Consider the following 15,998-nt stretch of genomic DNA (forward strand, 5'->3'; position numbering starts at 1 on the left):
TCTCAGCCTGTTCGGGCTGGGTCCTGAGGCTGCCCGTTTTCGCATCGCGTTAAAGCCGGATCCATTACCGTGGACTTACGTCGCCGCGTTCTTATCCGCCGTCCTGGTCTTCGAACTGCTCCCCTATTTGGAGGAGCTGGTTCGAGGGTTGAAGTCGCGGAAGCGAGCCTGACTGCCGATAGCCGAGGGCCGTCATGAAGGTAGCCATTATCGGAGGGACCGGACTGATCGGATCGGCTGTGGTGGCTCATTTGTCTTCGCGCGGTCATTCGATTGTTTCGATGAGCAGAAGCGCGCCGGGTGCGAGCGCAAACGGTGTCGCTGTTGATATCTCCAAGGCAACCTCGCCGTCTTACTGGTTGCGTTATCTCGACGGCGTCGAAGCCATCGTGAATTGCGCAGGGGTGCTTCAGGACAGCCCAAAAGATTCCACGACGATGGTCCATCACCACGGCATTGCGAACCTCTTTGCCGCCTGTGAGCAACTCGCAATTCGCCGTGTCATCCATTTTTCCGCCATCGGTATCGACCGGGAGACCCCCAGCGCTTTTTCTGAAACCAAATTGTCCGGCGACAAGGCTCTTATGGCGCGAGACCTCGATTGGGTCATTTTGCGGCCTTCCGTGGTGATCGGCCTGCCTGCCTACGGTGCCAGCGCGCTTATGCGAGGCCTAGCCGCTCTCCCGGCGATTTCGGTAATGCCCAACACCGGGCAGCTCCAGATCGTCCTGCTTGAGGACGTCGTAAGGACGGTAGAGCATTTTCTCGACCCTGCCGTGGCCACCCGAAGGATTGTCGAACTGGTCGGCCCGTCGGTACTCTTTTTCCGAAGCTGTTTCGCTCTTCCGCCGTTGGTACCGCTGGTCTCCTGCGCGCGAGATTCACCTGCCTCAATTCGCTTCAAGCGTCCTCTACAAATTTGGCGATATGATTTCGCTTCTGGGCTGGCGGCCTCCCGTGCGAAGCACTGCCGAACGGGAGATAGCGCGAGGCGCTGTAGGCAATCTCGACGATATGCAGCGGCTTGGGATCCACCCAAAAGGCCTTCCGGAATTTTTCGCCTCCGAACCAGCCTCTGTGCAGGAGCGCTGGTTTGCGCGCATGTATTTGCTGAAGCCGGTATTATTTATCGTCTTATGTCTATTCTGGATCTCAACCGCGTTCGTTTCGCTTGGACCTGGTTGGGACTATGGTGTCGGCCTGATGCGCGAGGGCGGCGTGGAAGGAGCGAGTGCCGCGCTTACGGTCGTCGCCGGCGCGCTGGCCGACCTGGCCATTGGAATCGCGATTGCCTACCGGCCGACCAGCCGCTACGGGCTCTATGGGGCGATCGCCATCTCCTTCATCTATGCGATCATCGGCACCATACTCGTGCCTCGCCTCTGGGCCGACCCGTTGGGACCGATGCTGAAAATCTGGCCGATCATCGTGGCGCATCTCGTTGCCTTGGCGATTTTACAGGATCGATGATGCTGTATTTCATTCTCAAATATTTCCATATCGTGGGCGCTGCCGTGTTGCTTGGCACGGGAGCGGGAATCGCCTTTTTCATGCTTGCGGCTCACCTCGGCGGAAAGCCTGCCGTCATCGCGGGCGTCGCTAAGATCGTTGTGATTGCGGACTTCATCTTTACCGCCACAGCCGTCATCGTGCAGCCCCTTACGGGCTCGCTGCTTGTCTGGCACGTTGGCTATTCGTTCTGGGATGGGTGGATCGTTTGGTCGATCGTGCTGTATGTCTTTACGGGCGCGCTGTGGCTGCCGGTGGTTTGGATGCAAATGCGCCTGAGGGATCTCGCCGCAAAGGCCCTGGCGGAGAGCACGCCGCTTCCCGACGAATATCATCGAATTTTTTGGCTTTGGTTTGCCTTCGGCATTCCAGCTTTCACCGCCGTCGCCGCCATATTGTGGTTGATGATAGCCAAACCTCAGATGGCTTTTTTCTGAATTGGCGGCGGCCGTGGAAACGGCAGCGTCCTGAATTCCGGCGCTAAGAGCGGTAAAATTCGGCCTCAGCGTCAAATTGCAGTCAACCGAGCTGCTGCAGTTTGGAACCTTATACGTTCTAGGAAGGTGGTGGGGAGACATCGAGGTTGGTAAAGGAGCGATAAGGCAGGAGCTGGAGAGGGTTGCCTCGTCGCCGACCCGCCTCGGCGCGCCGTGCTGCGGCCTTCGCGTGAAGCCCGCTCTTCGCACCTCGAATAAAGTTCATTCGCTGGTATCCCACTTTCGCAAAGTCATCCGGGAGGATTCTCCGCTGCAGGAACACTCTCGTCCATTCGCGGTTTACGCGGCATGAAAAAGATTTTGTCGCGCGAATTCGCTGCCTTTACGGAGCCTGGCGGATTGATCGCAATCTTGCTCGTACTGCTGATGATGGGGGTCGGCGGAGCCGCGATGGCCATAGCGGCGCGGGGATGGCCTTTCTAGCGCCTGGTTCAAAGAACTCGCAGTCCCCTCTGGGTACGCCGCCTCCAGCATGGCGCGGTGGGCGATCCTCCAAAGCCCAGTGGACCTTCAGTGTTATCAACGGTTTAGAGCGTCCGCACCTGATAGATATAGTGCTTGGGCATTCAATGAGCGAACCGCAGCCCTTAGCGTGATTGGAACCTTTGTGGCTCCGCGCGGTTGCGCCGGTTCGATGCATATGAGTTCGGGACAAGATGGTTGTCTGGTTGAGATCGTGTCTTGCGGTTGCCGCGACCTGCCTCCTCACCTCCTGCTCGGGACGGCAATCTGCATTCAATGCGCAGGCCGCTCAATCGGAAGAGATCAAGCGCATCCTGCTGATCTTCATCGCGGTGTCCACCGTTGTCTGGGCCGCTGTGATGCTGGCCCTGCTGCTCGGCTTGATCCAGCGTAAGCGGCCCCGCGACCAGCCGCTCGATCCGCATGACGTCTTTGAGCGCCGCGCCGGCAGCGCCATTCTCGTTGCCGGAATTGCCACGACGATCACCGTATTGGCCCTATCGGTCGTGAGCTATGGTGCGCAGCGAACCGTGTTCGCCAATGATCCCGCTGCGGTGACGGTGAAGGTCATCGGACACCAATGGTGGTGGGAGGTTCAGTATCAGGCCGACAGTCCGCACTTAAGTTTTACGACGGCGAACGAGATCCGCGTGCCGGTCGGTCAGCCCGTCACGGCCGAGCTGGAGTCTGCCGACGTCATTCACAGCTTTTGGGTGCCGAGCCTGACCGGCAAGATGGACTTGGTCACCGGCCAACAGAATACGGTGCAGTTCACCGCGAAAAGCCCGGGCGTCTACCGCGGGCAATGCGCCGAATTTTGCGGCGCGCAGCACGCCCATATGGCGTTCACCGTCACCGCCTTGCCACCCGACGAATATCGCCGCTGGCGCGATCACCAGAACCAGAGCGCGCCGAGCCCTAGCGATCCACTCAGCATCCGCGGGGAGCAACTTTTTCGCGGCCGGGGCTGCGGCCTCTGTCATACGATCCGCGGCACGCTCGCCGGCGGCCAGCTCGGCCCGGACCTGACGCACATCGCCAGTCGGGAAACGATTGCCGCCGGCACCCTGCCGCGGAACTCCGGCAACCTCGCTGCCTGGATTGCCGACCCGCAGCACATCAAGCCCGGCAATCTCATGCCGAAGATGTCGCTCCGATCGGACGAACTGATCGCCATCCTTCACTATCTGGAGCAGTTGCAATGAGCGACCTCGCCAGAGACGCTGCCCGCCACTTGCGCGACAACCAGTTGGAGCAATCTGAGCTCGCGGCTTTGCTGCTCCGAATATGGCATACGCCTTCCGGCTGGCTCGGCTCGTTGACGTCGGTCGATCACAAGGTGATCGGCAAACGATACATCCTCACAGCCTTCGCTTTTCTCATTCTCGGAGGTTTACTTGCCGTGCTGATGCGGCTGCAACTCGCAGGCGCCGAACGCAAGCTGCTGTCGCCGGACCTGTACAATCAGGTCTTCACGATGCACGGCTCGACGATGATGTTCCTGTTCGCCGTCCCGGTGATGGAAGCATTCGCCGTTTACTTCGTTCCGCTGATGGTCGGGACGCGCAATATCGCCTTTCCACGGCTCAACGCGTTCAGCTACTGGATATTTCTGTTCGGCGGTTGCTTCCTGTGGATCGCGTTCCTGTTCAATGTCGGTCCTGACGTCGGCTGGTTCGCCTACGTCCCGCTCTCAAGCCTTCAATATAACCCGGGCAAACGCGCCGATGTCTGGGCGCAGATGATCACGTTTACCGAGGTCGCAGCCCTTGCGGTCGCGGTCGAGATCGTTGTTACGGTTTTCAAGCAGCGCGCCGTCGGCATGACGCTGGATCGCATTCCGGTCTTTGTCTGGGCGATGCTGGTGACCTCCTTCCTCGTCTTGCTCGCAATGCCGTCGATCATGGTCGCCTCGACGACGCTGATCCTCGACCGCCTCGTGAATACGCATTTTTACGACACGGCGTCCGGGGGCAACGTGCTGCTGTGGCAGCACCTGTTCTGGTTCTTCGGCCATCCTGAGGTCTACATCATCTTCATTCCCGGCACCGGCATGGTCTCGATGATCATTGCGACCTTCGCCGGGCGGCCGGTGGTCGGCTACACGATCATCGTCCTGTCGCTGATCGCCACCGGCTTTTTGTCGTTCGGGCTGTGGGTACACCACATGTTCGTTACCGGTTTGCCGCAACTCGGGGCCAGCATGTTCACGGCCTCGAGCATGTTGATCGCCGTCCCGAGCGGGCTGCAGATCTTCTGCTGGCTTGCAACGCTTTGGGACGGCCGTCCCGTCTATCGCACGCCGTTGCTGTTCGTGTTGGGCTTCTTCGCGATCTTTGTTTTGGGCGGCCTCTCAGGCGTCATGGTCGCATCAGTGCCGATCGATATGCAGGTGCATGACACCTATTTCGTTGTGGCGCATTTCCATTATGTCCTGATCGGCGGCGCCGTCTTCCCGCTCGTCGGCGCGGTGTACTACTGGTTTCCGAAAATTACCGGGCGGATGCTGAACGAAACGCTAGGCCGCTGGAATTTCTGGCTGGCCTTCATCGGTTTCAATGTCGCATTCTTTCCGATGCATATCCTCGGGCTGATGGGCATGCCCCGGCGCGTCTACACCTACACGCCGGAGCTGGGATGGGACCATCTGAATTTCCTGTCAAGCGCTGGCGCTTTGGTCTTTGCCGCCAGCTTTGCGCTGCTGATCGCCAATGTCGTTCTCAGCCTGAATCGCGGCGAACGCGCGGGCGACAACCCCTGGGATGCTTCGACGCTCGAATGGGCAACCAGCTCGCCGCCGCCGCCCTATAATTTCTCCCGGATCCCCTTGGTGACCCATCGCGATCCGCTGTGGGCGGAGGGCGTCAACCTGCCCGTGGTCGCCGGCTTGAGCGTAGAGCGACGCGAGGTGCTGCTCAGTTCAATTGCGGATGCCGAGCCGCACACACGCGAGGCATCGCCGGAGCCGAGCATCTGGCCCCTGCTCACGGCGATTGCCACGACGACATTCTTTGTCGGTTCGATCTTCACGCCCTGGGCCGCGGTCTGGGGGACGCCGCCAATTGCCATTGCGCTGATTGGCTGGTTCTGGCCGACCGGCAGCAAGGAGGACGAAGAGTGAAGCAGACCATCGTCCGCAACGTCAACGAACTGCCGACCTATGGCTTCGGGTCACAAACCGGGCCATGGTGGGGCGCGATGGCTTTCATCGCTCTCGAAGGAATGGGATTTGCGGTCGCGATTGCGGCGTATCTCTATCTTTATGCTGTAAATTCGAAATGGCCGCTCAATTCTCCGCCGCCCGATCTATGGCCGGGCACGCTTGAGACGGCCGTGTACGTTCTCAGCGCCATCCCGAACCAGTTCACAAACCGCTGGGCCCGTCGATTCGATCTGCGAGGCGTGCGCATCGGCCTCGTCATCATGTCGCTGATTGGCCTCGCCTTGCTGGTGATCCGCGGGTTCGAATTCGCGCATCTCAACACGCGATGGGATCTGGATGCCTATGGCTCCGCGGTCTGGTTCGTGCTCGCGCTCCACACAACGCACCTTGCCACGGATGTTGGCGACACACTTGTGCTGACGGTCCTGATGTTCACGCGCCACGCCACCCCGCGACGGTTCAGCGACGTCACCGACAACGTGTTCTACTGGAACTTCGTCGTCATCGCCTGGCTGCCGCTCTACGTCCTCCTGGATTGGGCCCCGCGGCTATGAACCCGAGCAGCGCATACAAAACTCCGCTCTATTGGCTCGGCGTGGCGCTGGGCCCTGCAGCCTGGGCGGTCAACCTGCAAACGATTTACGCGATCACCCCCCATGCTTGCGCGAGGCCAACGCCGGCGACGATAATCCTCTCCATTGTGATGGCACTCATCGCGATATCAGGGACATTGATATCGTTGGGCGCCATTCGCGGCGACGCACCGGAGGAGTGGACAGAGGCACAAGGGGGCCGCGTACAAAACTTCATGGCCTGGCTTGGCGTCGGCAGCGGCATAATCTTTGCGCTGGTCATCCTGAATCAGTTGGCAGCGGCCTTGATGATCAGTCCATGTCTGCGATGAGATGGCTTGCCGCGATTCTGCTGATGCTGATCGCTGCGCCGGCGGCCGCACATGACGTATCAGGTGCAATCAATTCCTTGTTAGCGTGGAGCTACGATGCCTGGCTGCTGACTCCGCTCTATCTCATCGGCATCTGCTTCTATGTCGGGACGCAACGGGTCTGGCACGCCGCCGGGTTCCGCCATGGCGTGCAGGTCGCGCAAGTTGCCGCATTCTGGACGGGTTGGCTGGTGCTCGCGCTTGCCATTACCTCTCCTCTGCACTGGCTGGGGGAGCGGCTGTTCAGCGCCCATATGATCGAACACGGGCTGATGATGGTTGTCGCCGCACCTTTGATGGCGTATGCGCGGATCAATGGCGCGCTGCTGTGGAGCCTGCCTCGACGTTGGCGACCGGTCGCGGGTCGGCTGGTCACCACGGGGCTGATCGCTGCCTGCTGGCGTGCCGTCAGCCATCCCGTCACCGCGACGGCGCTGCACGGTCTTGCGCTCTGGCTATGGCACGCGCCGCCGCTCTATCGGCAGGTTCTCGAGAATGGCGCCGTGCACCGGCTGCAGCACATCAGCTTCTTCCTCACAGCCCTGTTGTTCTGGTGGGTGCTGTTTTACGGACGAGGCTCCGGCCGAAGTGCGCATATTCGCGACGGAGTTAGCGTCGCCTGCCTGTTCGTTACCGTCCTGCACTCCGGTCTGCTGGGCGCTCTGCTCACGCTCTCGCCCCGTCTCTGGTTCCTGCAACAGGGGCTTCTTGCTGCGGAGTTCGGGCTGACGCCGCTGGAAGATCAACAGCTCGCGGGATTGCTGATGTGGATCCCAATGGGCACGCTCTACACCTGCGCCGGCCTGTTCTTCGCGTATCGCTGGCTGTCGCTGTCGGGTTCGGCGGTGCGCGCGGTATCGCTTCCAGAACAGGAACATTGCTCGGCTGATTTTGTTCAACCGAGGTCCGCGCGAAAAACCGTCACTGGAGCTTGATCCGATGCACAAGGTCGTAATCTTGAGCGCGCTGCTTGCAGTTCTGGCTGCATCGCCCATCGCCGCACAGGGACCGAACAGCCCCTCATGCCCCGTCGGTCATGATCGATTGGCTGACGTCCTGAAGAAAAGCGTGAAGCCGAGCGGCGGTCCCAGCAATGGCGGCATTGACAACAATGAATGGGCCGCCGTCGTCAATCGCGAAGGCCTTGTGTGCGCCGTGGCCTTCAGCGGCAACAAGACCGATGACCAGTGGCCCGGGAGCCGCGCCATCGCTGCGGAAAAAGCCAACACCGCGAACGCCTTCAGCCTTCCGAACAAGGCGATTGCGACTGCCAATCTCTACGCCCAGGCGCAACCCGGCGGATATCTGTTTGGCACAGCGCTGAGCAGTCCACCGAACCCCACCGCGCTTTATGCCGGTCAGCCTTCCGAGTACGGCAGCGCGCAGGACCCATTGGTCGGCAAGACGCTCGGCGGCATCATCGTATTCGGCGGCGGGCTGGCACTTTACGACGGCAACGGAGTGGCAGGCGCGCTCGGCGTAAGCGGTGACAGCGCGTGCGCGGATCACAACGTGGCGTGGCGTGTGCGGCATTTCCTCGGACTGGACAAGGTGCCGGCCGGCGTCAGTCCCAACATGAAGGATGCGATCATTTACGACATTGGGCCGGACGGAAAGAGCACGTCCGGGTTTGGGCATCCGAAGTGCGACGGCAGAGAAGACCAGATCGCCGTCGATCTCGGCGCCGGAGTCAGCTCGAGTGCGGTGAGATAGCCGAAGCGCAGAAATTGCCCGCGGATCAAGCGCGCCGCGCGTCAGGAACAAAACCCGTGGGAAAGGATTGTAGGTTCCGTCTGGACGGAGCTTCCGTCCGATGTTGCATGTCCTGCGGAGTGCCGCTGATGATCTGGACCTGTCTTCGCGATACCGCGCTGGTAGTCGGCTGGATAGTGTTGATCGGAACATCGTGGCTCACAAATCCGGTTTTCGCCCAGGCTGCGTCGAGCGAATTGGCTGCACGGATGAAGGATGCCAACCAATGGCCGATGGCCGCGCGCGACTATGCCAATACGCGCTACAGCGAATTGGACCAGATCAACACCTCCAACGCGTCGCAGCTTCAGATCGCCTGGACTTTTTCGATCGGCGCTGATCGCGGACAGGAGGCAGCGCCGATCATCATCGACGGCGCCATGTATGTCGTCGGCCCCTATGACGGCCCCTACCCGAACCGGGTATTTGCGCTAGACGCCACGACGGGCGAATTGAAGTGGGCTTACGCCCCGCGCCCGGAGCCCGCGGCAAAGGGCGTGGCATGTTGCGATGTCGTCAATCGCGGACTGGCCTTCAATAATGGCAAGGTCTTCCTGAACACGCTCGATAATCACACGGTCGCAATTGACGCGAAAACCGGCAAGGAGCTTTGGCACACCAAATTGGGCGAGATCAACCGCGGCGAGACCATCACGATGGCGCCGGTGGTCGTGAGGGGAAAGGTGCTGGTCGGCAACAGCGGCGGAGAACTCGGCGTTCGCGGTTGGCTCACCGCGCTCGATGAGGATACCGGCGCAATCAAATGGCGGGCGTATTCGACCGGCCCCGACAGCGAGGTGCTGATCGGCGACGACTTCAAGCCGTTCTACGACAATCTCAAGGGCAAGGATCTTGGCGTCACAAGCTGGCCGGCCGGTCGCTGGCAGGTCGGCGGCGGCACGGTGTGGGGCTGGATCTCCTACGATCCCGAACTCAACCTGATTTACTACGGCACGGCCAATCCGAGTCCCTGGAATGCCAATCAGCGCAGCGGCGATAACCTCTGGAGTACCGCGATCTTCGCGCGCGATCCGGACACGGGGCGCGCCAAATGGGCCTACCAGATCAATCCGCATGACCTGTTCGATCACGACGAGATCAATGAAAATGTTCTCGTCGATCTCGATATCAACGGCACGACCCGTAAGGTTCTGATCCACCCCGGGCGCAATGGCTACATGTATGTCATGGACCGCGCGACGGGCGAGGTCATCTCGGCGGACGCCTACGATCATGTGAATTCATACAAGGGCGTCGACCTGAAGACCGGCCGGATCATTCCGAATGGCGAGAAAACTCCGATCCTCGGGAAGACCATCAATGACATCTGCCCGGCCGCTCCCGGCGCCAAAGACTGGCAGCCGTCAGCCTGGTCGCCGCGCACCAAGCTGTTGTATGTGCCGCACCAGCACCTCTGCATGGATTTCAAGTCAAGCGAGGTCGGCTATATCGCGGGGACACCGTTCATCGGTGCTTCTGTCGACATGTACGCCGGGCCGGGAGGTTACCGAGGCGAGTTCATGGCGTGGGATCCGGTCGCCAAGAAGAAGGTCTGGGAGATTCACGAGAAGCTACCAGTCTGGACGGGCACGCTTGTCACCGCAGGCGATGTGACATTTTACGGCACGATGGATCGTATGTTCAAAGCCGTCGATGCCATGAACGGCAATGTGTTGTGGCAATTCCGCGCCGGGTCCGGCTTTATCGGCCAACCAGTGACCTATCGCGGTTCTGACGACCAGCAATATGTGGCTATCCTGTCCGGCGTCGGCGGATGGCCCGGCGTGGTCGCAAACGCCGAAGTCGATCCGCGCGTTCGCAATGCAGCGTTGGGATTCACCGGCGCTACGCAGGATCTTCCGTTCTATACGGCAGGAGGCAGCGAGCTCTTAGTGTTCAAGCTGGGTCCGGCTGCGCCGAAGGACAAGAGCAATGCGCAGCCTCGTTAGCTCGGTTTTGCTGCTGGCGATGGCCACCTTGCAGGCGGCGGCCTCGGTCGCTGCCGAGCCGGAGACCCTGCGGGTTTGCGCCGATCCCAACAATCTGCCGTTCTCGAATCGCGCCGGAGAAGGCTTTGAGAACAGGCTTGCCGAGATGGTGGCGCAGAAATTAGGCAAGGCCGTTTCGTACACCTGGTGGGCGCAGCGCCGTGGTTTCATCCGTCATACGCTGAAGGCCGGCGATTGCGACCTGGTGATGGGTGTTCCCGCGCACTATGACCTCGTTGAAACCACTCGGCCCTATTATCGCTCGACCTACGTCTTTGTCAGCCAAACCGCACGGCATCTGCAGCTCGATGCCATCGACAGCCCGCGGCTACGCGGCCTTACCATCGGCGTGCATCTGATCGGCGATGACGGCAACAACACCCCACCAGCACACGCCTTCGGACAGCAGGGAATCATCGATAACATTCGCGGCTTCATGATCTACGGCGACTACCGCGAACCCGATCCGCCGGCGCGCCTCATCGAGGCGGTCGAGCACGGCGAGATCGACATCGCCGCAGCATGGGGTCCGTTGGCTGGCTATGCGGCAAAGCAATCCGCCGTCCCGCTGACGGTTGTGCCAATCATCGCGGGCGAGAGATTTGCGCCGCAGCAGTTTCAATTCGACATCGCCATGGGCGTGCGGAAAGGTGAACACACACTGCGGGATCGATTGAATGACTTCATCACGCAGAATATCGGTGAGATCACGGCTTTGCTGCAGAGCTATGGCGTCCCGCTCGTAGAGAAGCGGCTCTCTTCGGCAGCAGGAGAACATCGATGAATGTACGATTGTCCGCAGGAAATTCGGCGTTGTTCTTGCTTGCGCTCGCTTCGGCCACCGCTCCGGCACAAGGTCAGCAGAGCCTGCCCCAGTCGCAGCAGGCCCAGCAGCCCGGGGTCGCGTTCCGGCCCGATTTCGGCGAAACTGTGGGAAATGTCCGACCCGGCGTGTTCATGCAAGTGCCGGTCAGCGGCCTCGCACCTGGCGCATCGCCTTCACGCCCGGCCATCAAGAATCCGGCTCAAGGTGATCCGCAGGCGACTACTCGCGGCATGCAGTATTTCATCAACTTCAACTGCAATGGATGTCACGCCGACAACGGCGGCGGCGGCATGGGGCCGTCACTCAGCAACAACGTCTTTCTCTATGGCTCCGAGCCGGAAAACATCTACCTCTCGATTTATCAGGGACGTCCGAACGGAATGCCGGCATGGGGCGCCGTCCTTCCCGACGCCGTGATCTGGGATCTCGTCACCTATATCGGCAAGATAAGCAACGAGCCGAACCGGCAATGGGGGCGCACCTTCGCGCAGCAGCCGCTGTCACCGGATGTGGAGCAACTTCCATCCCAGCAAGTCGTGACGCCAGATCCTTGGTCCGGCACCAGGAAGTTCAGCTCCGGCCAGAAGCCCTAAAGCGACACGCAGGAGATGGCGAGATGAGGACAGCACTGCGCAGAGCCTCCCTCAATTGCCGAATGCGGATGTTTTGCAGGCAGGTCCGCGAAAGCAGTGCGCGCGCTGGCGCCTTGGAGGCTTTGCTGTCGCTAATCGCTCTCGCCTGTTCAAGCCTCTTGCTGGCAGGCTGCGATGTGAAATCAGAGCAAGGTCCGCCGAATTTTTCCGGCGACTCCAAGCGGGGCATGGCCCTGATCAAGCACTATGGCTGCGGCGGCTGTCATCTGATTCCGCAGATCGCTGATGCAAGGGGAAACGTCGGTCCACCACTGCTGCATGTCGGCACGCGGACCTACCTCGCGGGCTTTATCAGCAATTCGCCCGAAAACATGGCGTTGTGGATCCAGGACCCACAAAGAGCCTTGCCCGGCAATGTCATGCCGCGAATGGGCGTCACGCCGCAGGATTCGCGCGACATTACTGCGTTCCTTTACACCCTAAAATGAGCCCAAGTTCCGTTGCTTGACGTAGCGCGTGCATCTCAGGGCTTATCCGCTTAATCGTCGTGAGTGGCGACGCAGAAGACGCGCAGATCCTGCTGCACGCCCCGAAGCTTGAAGACGTTCGATTTGACCGGCTGCGAGCAGAGCAGTGCTTGCACGCCTTCGGCCGCATGGACATCGTCCGATATGAAAATCTCTCCCGCGTCGGCGAGTTGCTGGACACGGGCCGCGATGTTTACGGTTTGGCCAAAGTAGTCGAGTCGCTCGTTCAGCGTCACGGCGATGGCCGCACCCTTGTGGATGCCAATCTTAAGGATCAGCGGGCGGTCGGACTGCCTGGCATTAAAGGCCGCGATCTCGGTCCGCATCGCAAGTGCCGCCGCGACCGCGTCGACAGGTTCGAGGAAGGCGGCCATGACGGCATCGCCGATGGTCTTGATGATCGCGCCATTGCGGCGGACGATGACGTCCTGCAGGAGATCAAAATGCTGCTGAACGAGCGCGAAGGCGTTGAGGTCGCCGATTCGGTCGTACAGCGCGGTCGATCCCTTGAGATCGGTAAAAAGAAGCGTGATGTCTTTCACCCCGATGCCCTCGCTCGCCTTGATGACCTCGGAGCGGAAGAGATCGCGGAACGCCTGCGTCGTAAGCAGGCGCTTGCCGGTGAGAAACGGCACGAAGCGCAAAGGAATGCTGCTGAGGTCGAAGCCGGGCGGCAGGAGGGCGATCACGAACATGCCGCGCTCGGAAGTCTGGTTGTCCAGCGTGAACACGATCTTGCCGGGCGCCGCCTCGCTCATGGCATGCGCATGCACCTTCTGGCCATAGGGTACAGACACCGTCTGCGCCGCTTGCGCTGGCACGCCGGTGACCGACACCATCATCCCTGCCTTGCCCTGCGGGCACGCGCCGACGATGATGCCTTCGCTAGCCTCGACTTCGAGCGAGGTCGTCTCGCCCGGCGGCAGATAGCTCACCACCCGCGCAAGGGTCGCCTTGGCGTCCACGAGCGGCGTTCCGTCCCGCAGCACGCCATCCGGCGTGTTCCGGGTCTTGAAGAAATCGTTCCAGGCGGAGAGCCGCTCGGGATCATGGAAATCGATTTCACGGATGACCGGACTGACGGTGAACGTGACCGCGATGTACTCGTCGAGGGCTGCCTCATACCCGATCTGGCAGAATGCGCAGTGATAATGGTTGTGCACGCTTTTCAGACTGCGAAAACTCTCGACCACGCAGCAACACTGCGGACAGAACAGCGCCCAATCCATCGAAAAGAGGCCGAGCGCCGTAGAATGGAGCAGCAGGTCGATGACCTCGCCCTCGGGAAGATTTCGCTCTTTCGCAAACGTGAAGGCATTGATACGGAACAAAGCCCGGTCGTCCGCTGTCCGGATATGACTCTCGAGCCTTGAGACAAGCCGCGGGCTCCACGCCCGCGCCTTCTCGAGCGCGGCCAGGCGCTCGTCCAGCAATTGCTCATTGACAGCGTTACGGCAGCGCCACAGCGGCCCTCGCGCGACCACCGGCTGCAGCAAGATACTCCCAAATCGAACCGCGGTTGTCGAGAATGTTGTGGCCGGCACTACGCTGCGCTTCGCGGCGCGTGCTGCGGCCAAGGCAGCCGCAAGCTGCGGGCGGCGATCCAGGGCATCTGCGCCCCCCCTTGCCGGTCTCAAACTCGGTATATTCGGCGATGATCTTGAGTGACTCGGTTTCGGCAAAGCGCTGAACGGCCGCACGTTGCGCATCGATCCCGAGGCCAGAGCCCTGCTGCTGTTGCGTAGAGACTCGAAGGTAGTGCCGCTACAACCGGACCTTAATCGACACAAACCTTTCTGAAATCGCTAGGTGTGCAACCGATCGCAGCTCTGAAGGCCGTAGCAAAGGCTGCGGCGCTTCGAAAACCGGTTTGGTTCGCAACCAGATTGATCGGTAAATTCGTCTCAGCCCGAAGACGACGCGCCTCTTGGAAGCGCTCTTGGGCAACCCACTGCTGGATGGTAATGCCCTTCGCTTGCCTCACGCCGCGCGATAGATGTCTCACGCTCAAGCCAAGCAACTTTGCCAGCTTTCCAAGCGAGAGCTCCGCCGACAGGTTGGCATATAGATAATCTTCGAGACGCCGAAGTTGCCAAGGCGCAAGTCCCCCGCGCGTTCGCTCCTTCGATCGACGCCCACCATTATACCTTGCGATTTCCAAAGCGATTGTCGTTCCGGTGGCTTCGGCGAAAATCGAGCTTGCAAAGCCGGGCGTCAAGGCCTCCCGAAACATGGATTGGCAGAGTTCCGTGAGACGTGGGGAGTCGATCCCGGAAACTATGTCGAGGTTGTCTAACCGAAAACCTTCCTCCATCTCCGACAGCTCATTCAAGAAAGCCCTGCTGAAGACGCAGGAGGCGACTGTCATCGGGCCATTGGTCCGCATTAGGAAAGACGTTCCACCTGCACAGAAATTCAAAGGGTGAATAGGTTGGAATGTCCTTCCCGCGCGGCTGGAGACGAACTCGGTCGGGTTGCTCAGGATGAGCGAAATCACAGCTTCCTCGATGGTGACGAGGTTTTCATGCTTATTGTTGAGGACGCCGCGAACGGCGAAGATTCCGACTCCGCGCGGGGAGTTCAAGTGTCCGAGCAGCCTCATGCCCGCGTTGGCGTCTTCCTGCACCTCCCCCTCCATTCCCCCAGAAATCAATTATTTGTGAGAATTAGTCCTCGCCCTATCGGAGAAGTCAAGGTGCGTGCCTCCGCGCGGCCGCCGCCTCATTGTGGCCGAATCGCGAAGCCGTGGCCTTCACTCGAAAGCCGATGCGCTTGTCACCTCCGACGCCCGTGGCGACACTCCGAGGCAGCCAGCAAACTGGCAAAAAAAAGGGGGGAGCATGAACTTCGGGGAATTCTCGAGAAGCCGCGTCGCTATGGCAGCACTGGTCGCCATAGGTGCAGGCAGCCTGGGGGCAACCTCGGCGAGCGCTCAGGCGCAGCAAGCGGGCACAATTTTCGCGTTCGGGGACAGTTTGCTGGATACTCGCGTGTTCTGCAAATTACTCCAATACCCGAACAATGGGGCGGGGACATGCGGCAACGGCCCAAATGGCCTCCAACAGTTGCCGAGCTTGACCCGATATACTTTCAACAGCGCAAATGACTATGCAGTCGGTGGCTCAGGGACGGGCAATGAAGCCGTCTTGCCTGGCGTCACGGGCCAAATCGCGCAATTCCAGGCAACAGGGAGTCGGATCGGACCAACTGACCTCGTTGTGATAAGCGGCGCAGGCAACAATCATTCGGCTTTGTTCAATCCGGCCGTGACACCTCTGGGACTGGCGCAGCAGGCGCTGACCGAGCAACGAAACAATGTCGCCCAGCTGATCGGCCTGGGTGCCTCAAACCTCGTCGTGTATTCGTCTGGAGGGGCCGGCGCTACTCAGGCTTACAATGAAGGCGGTTACTACAATTTCGGCAATCCGCAGCCGATTGCGACTGGGCCTGGTGCTACCACCTACTTCACGGCATACGATGCGGGACTGGCTTCTGCGCTTACCCCGTTAGCCAATGCGAACACCCACATCCGCATCTTCGATAACGGTGCACTTCGGGCACAAGTCCAGGCGGATCCCACTCGCTACGGTTTCTCGACGGCTCTGCCGTGCCGCATCGATCCCGGGTGCATCGGGGGATCGCGAGCTTTCCAAAACCAGCACTTCTTGTTTGACGTCCATCCTACCGAAACCGGTTATTTGCTAGCCGCAAAATACATCGCGAATCTTCTCAGTTCCG

At 60.4% G+C, this 15,998-nt stretch carries 14 protein-coding genes and 1 pseudogene; 13 read left to right on the plus strand and 2 right to left on the minus strand.

What is annotated here, in order from left to right:
• Window positions 1–194: 194 nt before the first annotated feature.
• The 12 genes and pseudogenes from N554_RS36565 to N554_RS0128540 all read left to right on the plus strand — a co-directional run bounded on the left by N554_RS36565 (window position 195) and on the right by N554_RS0128540 (window position 12,221).
• A pseudogene (locus N554_RS36565) lies at window positions 195–1,470 on the plus strand (SDR family oxidoreductase).
• Window positions 1,470–1,946: a DUF2269 family protein gene (locus tag N554_RS0128485; RefSeq protein ID WP_029586583.1), complete on the plus strand. Its 477-nt coding sequence runs from the start codon at window positions 1,470–1,472 to the stop codon at window positions 1,944–1,946. The pseudogene N554_RS36565 and the gene N554_RS0128485 overlap by 1 nt, the downstream one beginning before the upstream one ends.
• A gap of 716 nt (window positions 1,947–2,662) precedes the next feature.
• Window positions 2,663–3,673 (plus strand): cytochrome c oxidase subunit II, encoded by a 1,011-nt coding sequence (gene coxB, locus N554_RS0128495; RefSeq protein WP_029586584.1) that lies wholly within the window; start codon window positions 2,663–2,665, stop codon window positions 3,671–3,673.
• Window positions 3,670–5,589: a cytochrome c oxidase subunit I gene (ctaD, locus tag N554_RS0128500; RefSeq protein WP_029586585.1), complete on the plus strand. Its 1,920-nt coding sequence runs from the start codon at window positions 3,670–3,672 to the stop codon at window positions 5,587–5,589. Before coxB ends, ctaD begins: the two co-directional genes overlap by 4 nt.
• A complete protein-coding gene (locus tag N554_RS0128505) occupies window positions 5,586–6,185 on the plus strand; it encodes a cytochrome c oxidase subunit 3 (protein ID WP_029586586.1) in 600 nt (199 codons plus the stop codon). Before ctaD ends, N554_RS0128505 begins: the two co-directional genes overlap by 4 nt.
• The gene (locus tag N554_RS0128510) at window positions 6,182–6,535 is read left to right on the plus strand and encodes a hypothetical protein (protein ID WP_029586587.1); all 354 of its coding nucleotides are present in this window, start codon (window positions 6,182–6,184) and stop codon (window positions 6,533–6,535) included. The genes N554_RS0128505 and N554_RS0128510 overlap by 4 nt, the downstream gene beginning before the upstream one ends.
• Before the next feature lie 23 nt (window positions 6,536–6,558).
• Complete coding sequence (locus N554_RS0128515) at window positions 6,559–7,509, plus strand: cytochrome c oxidase assembly protein (RefSeq protein WP_245283738.1); 951 nt, start codon at window positions 6,559–6,561, stop codon at window positions 7,507–7,509.
• Window positions 7,510–7,513: 4 nt separating this feature from the next.
• Entirely contained in the window at window positions 7,514–8,287 is a 774-nt protein-coding gene (locus tag N554_RS0128520) for a GlcG/HbpS family heme-binding protein (protein WP_029586589.1), read from the plus strand.
• A 128-nt stretch (window positions 8,288–8,415) separates the two neighbouring features.
• Window positions 8,416–10,275, plus strand: coding sequence for a PQQ-dependent dehydrogenase, methanol/ethanol family (locus N554_RS0128525; RefSeq protein WP_081851459.1), 1,860 nt, complete (start codon window positions 8,416–8,418; stop codon window positions 10,273–10,275).
• On the plus strand, window positions 10,259–11,098 hold the full coding sequence (locus tag N554_RS0128530) for a substrate-binding domain-containing protein (RefSeq protein ID WP_029586591.1): 840 nt from the start codon (window positions 10,259–10,261) through the stop codon (window positions 11,096–11,098). Before N554_RS0128525 ends, N554_RS0128530 begins: the two co-directional genes overlap by 17 nt.
• Complete coding sequence (locus tag N554_RS0128535; protein WP_029586592.1) at window positions 11,095–11,733, plus strand: c-type cytochrome; 639 nt, start codon at window positions 11,095–11,097, stop codon at window positions 11,731–11,733. Before N554_RS0128530 ends, N554_RS0128535 begins: the two co-directional genes overlap by 4 nt.
• A gap of 113 nt (window positions 11,734–11,846) precedes the next feature.
• On the plus strand, window positions 11,847–12,221 hold the full coding sequence (locus N554_RS0128540) for a c-type cytochrome (RefSeq protein WP_245283739.1): 375 nt from the start codon (window positions 11,847–11,849) through the stop codon (window positions 12,219–12,221).
• Window positions 12,222–12,271: 50 nt separating this feature from the next.
• Here N554_RS0128540 and N554_RS0128545 read toward each other — a convergent pair whose 3' ends face one another.
• On the minus strand, window positions 12,272–13,837 hold the full coding sequence (locus N554_RS0128545; RefSeq protein WP_245283740.1) for an adenylate/guanylate cyclase domain-containing protein: 1,566 nt from the start codon (window positions 13,835–13,837) through the stop codon (window positions 12,272–12,274).
• Window positions 13,838–14,037: 200 nt separating this feature from the next.
• Window positions 14,038–14,886, minus strand: coding sequence for a helix-turn-helix domain-containing protein (locus tag N554_RS0128550; RefSeq protein ID WP_197033786.1), 849 nt, complete (start codon window positions 14,884–14,886; stop codon window positions 14,038–14,040).
• A gap of 250 nt (window positions 14,887–15,136) precedes the next feature.
• Between N554_RS0128550 and N554_RS0128555 the strand changes: the two genes are divergently transcribed.
• Window positions 15,137–15,998: SGNH/GDSL hydrolase family protein (locus tag N554_RS0128555; RefSeq protein WP_029586596.1), on the plus strand; the 862-nt coding region annotated here is incomplete at its 3' end.

It is taken from the genome of Bradyrhizobium sp. URHD0069 (assembly GCF_000701345.1).
Lineage (GTDB): Bacteria > Pseudomonadota > Alphaproteobacteria > Rhizobiales > Xanthobacteraceae > Bradyrhizobium.